Genomic DNA, 2,533 nt, shown 5'->3' with positions numbered 1-2,533 from the left:
CGTGAAGAGTTTCGGGCGCCGGCAGGCGTACGAAAGTCCCCGAGGAAGGAACCCGCGGGCCACAGTCGGAGGCTATGGGGATTTCGATCTGCGGCTGATGTCGGCGATGGCGCGACCGCCGTCAGGAAGTGGGGTGATGGATGCGGACAGGCCGCTTCGTTGCGCATCCGCGCGGTATAGCCGGCCCGGCGCCCGGCTCGTCGCGACCCTGTCGGCGGCGATAATCACCATGAATGCGCGTAGGTCGGTTGCCGGAGGCGAGGCGCCTGCGGCTGAAGCCTGGACCATGCCATGCCGGGTCATGAAGCAGTCTCCCGGTTCGTCGCCGTCGCATTCGGTGGTCCTCGCGGCTGCCTCCGGCGTTCAAACACCTCGATGACGATCATTCGTCCGCCGCAGCAGGGGCATGGCGGGCGGAAGTCATCCGGTTCGCCTGGTGTGTCGTCATCGGCCGGTACGGCGACGTGCAGCAGTTCGCGAGCGAGCGCGAGGCTGGTCTTGCGGGCTGAGCCGGCGAGCAGGCCGTAATGCCGGATACGATGGAAGCCGCGCGGCAAGACATGGAGCAGGAAGCGGCGGATGAACTCATCGACCGCGAGCGTCATGATCTGCTGTCGGTCGCAGACGTCGCGGCGGTAGTCCTTGTAGCGGAAGGTGACGCCAGTCTCGTCGAAGGTGATCAGGCGGCGGTTCGAGATTGCGACCCGGTGGGTGTAGCGGGACAGGTAGGCGAGCACTGCCTCCGGCCCTGCGAACGGCGCTTTGGCATAGACCACCCAACGCTTTTCCCGGACCGGCGATAGATGCCGCAAGAATGCCTGCCGCTCGGCGAGATGAGCAAGTGCGCCAAAGAAGCAGAGCCGCCCGGCGTCGTGCAGAGCAGCCAGCCGGGTGAGGAACAGCCGTCGAAACAGTTTGCCGAGTACGCGCACCGGAAGCAGGAAGGCCGACCGCGACGAGATCCAACGGCTCCCGTCCGGCGCGATGCCACCGCCAGGCACGATCATGTGCACATGCGGATGGTGCGTCATCGCCGATCCCCAGGTGTGGAGCACGGCGGTGATGCCGATGCGCGCGCCGAGATGCTTGCGATCGGCCGCGATGGTCAGCATCGTCTCCGACGCCGCCTTGAACAGCAGGTCGTAGACGAGCGCTTTGTTCTGGAACGCTATGTCGGCGACCTCGGCCGGCAGCGTGAACACGACGTGGAAGTAGCCGACTGGAAGCAGATCGGCCTCGCGTTCGGCAAGCCATGTCCGTGCCGCCGCGCCCTGGCACTTTGGGCAGTGCCGATYGCGGCAGGAGTTGTAGGCGATCCGCCACTGGCCGCAGTCCTCGCAGGCCTCGACGTGACCGCCCAGCGCAGCAGTGCGGCAGTTCTCAACCGCCGACATCGCCTTCAGTTGCTGCAGGCTCAGGTGCCCTGCATGGGCGCGCCGGTACGCCGCCCCGGCAGCACGGAAGATGTCGGCGACCTCGATCGAGGCACGCAAGTTCAACCGTCGGGGGAGACTTCTTCCGGCTTGAACAGGCCGAGCTTGTCGAGCGGACTCGTAACCGTGCGGACCGTCCTGGTCGCCACCTTGGCGTAGAGGGCGGTGTTGTTGAGTTTTGCGTGCCCGAGCAGGACCTGGATGATCCGGATGTCCGTGCCATCCTCCAGCAGGTGAGTGGCGAAGCTATGGCGCAACGTATGCGGCCCGACCCGCTTGGCGATGTCGGCGGCCTGGGCCGCCTCAACGACGATGCGATAGAGCTGCCGCGTACTGATCGGCTTCATTGAATGCTGGCCAGGGAATAACCAGCCGTCGCGATGCATCACACCCTGCTGCCGCCCCACCTTCCACCACTGGCGCAGCAGGGTAAGCAGGTCCTCCGAAAGCATGGCATTGCGATAGCGCCCGCCCTTGCCACGCTCGACGCGCAGCAGCATCCGCTCGCTGTCGACGTCGGCGACCTTTAGCATAGAGACCTCAGCGACACGTAGGCCGGCGCCATAGGCGACCGACAATGCCGCCTGGTGCTTGAGGCAGGTGGTGGCATTGAGCAACCGGGCAACCTCGTCGCGGCTCAGCACCACGGGCAGGTTACGCGGATGCGCCAGCCGGACGAGCCTGCGCGCCAGGTCCGGGCGGTCGAGGGTCTGGGTGAAGAAGAAGCGTAGCGCCGACACGATGCTGTTCATCGTCGGAACGGGAACGCCGTCCTCCTGTTGCTCGATCTGGAACCGGCGCAGGTCGTCGGCGGTCGCCGTGTCTGGTGAACGCCCGAGGAAGGTCGCCAGGCGTCCGATGTCGCGGAGATAGTTGCGTTGCGTTTCGCGTGAGAAACGCCGCATGTTCATGTCATCAATCAACCGCTGGCGCAGCGGGCTGATAGGCGTGTCGAGATCGGGGGACTGCATGATCATGCTCCTTTGTTGAAGAAGCTCGTCATGCTCTGCCCTTGCCGGACGACGTTCAATCCAGGCGCAATCTCCAGCCCGCGCCCTCTACCTCAACCGCAGACGCCCTCCCGCGCAGCGGGTTCGTTC

Annotated in this window: 3 protein-coding genes; all 3 read right to left on the bottom strand. The window is 65.5% G+C overall.

The features are described 5' to 3' along the window. Positions 1-72 precede the first annotated feature (72 nt). Genes AC1DM5_RS36405 through AC1DM5_RS36395 form a run of 3 tightly spaced genes read right to left on the bottom strand, consistent with a single transcriptional unit; the run spans position 73 to position 2,404 of the window. Entirely contained in the window at positions 73-303 is a 231-nt protein-coding gene (locus AC1DM5_RS36405; RefSeq protein WP_477824401.1) for a hypothetical protein, read from the bottom strand. Beyond that, positions 300-1,493 (bottom strand): IS91 family transposase, encoded by a 1,194-nt coding sequence (locus tag AC1DM5_RS36400; protein ID WP_477976918.1) that lies wholly within the window; start codon positions 1,491-1,493, stop codon positions 300-302. Before AC1DM5_RS36400 ends, AC1DM5_RS36405 begins: the two co-directional genes overlap by 4 nt. Positions 1,494-1,495: 2 nt before the next feature. After that, positions 1,496-2,404: a tyrosine-type recombinase/integrase gene (locus AC1DM5_RS36395; protein WP_477824403.1), complete on the bottom strand. Its 909-nt coding sequence runs from the start codon at positions 2,402-2,404 to the stop codon at positions 1,496-1,498. Between the last annotated feature and the right edge of the window lie 129 nt (positions 2,405-2,533).

It is taken from the genome of Rhizobium sp. 01T437 (genome assembly GCF_056398505.1).
This window is presented reverse-complemented; position numbering and strand designations above follow the sequence as displayed.

Excerpts from the sequence above, each read along its gene's own strand:
- AC1DM5_RS36405 (WP_477824401.1), bottom strand. The coding sequence starts at position 303 with ATGACCCGGCATGGCATGGTCCAGGCTTCAGCCGCAGGCGCCTCGCCT.
- AC1DM5_RS36395 (WP_477824403.1), bottom strand. The coding sequence starts at position 2,404 with ATGCAGTCCCCCGATCTCGACACGCCTATCAGCCCGCTGCGCCAGCGG.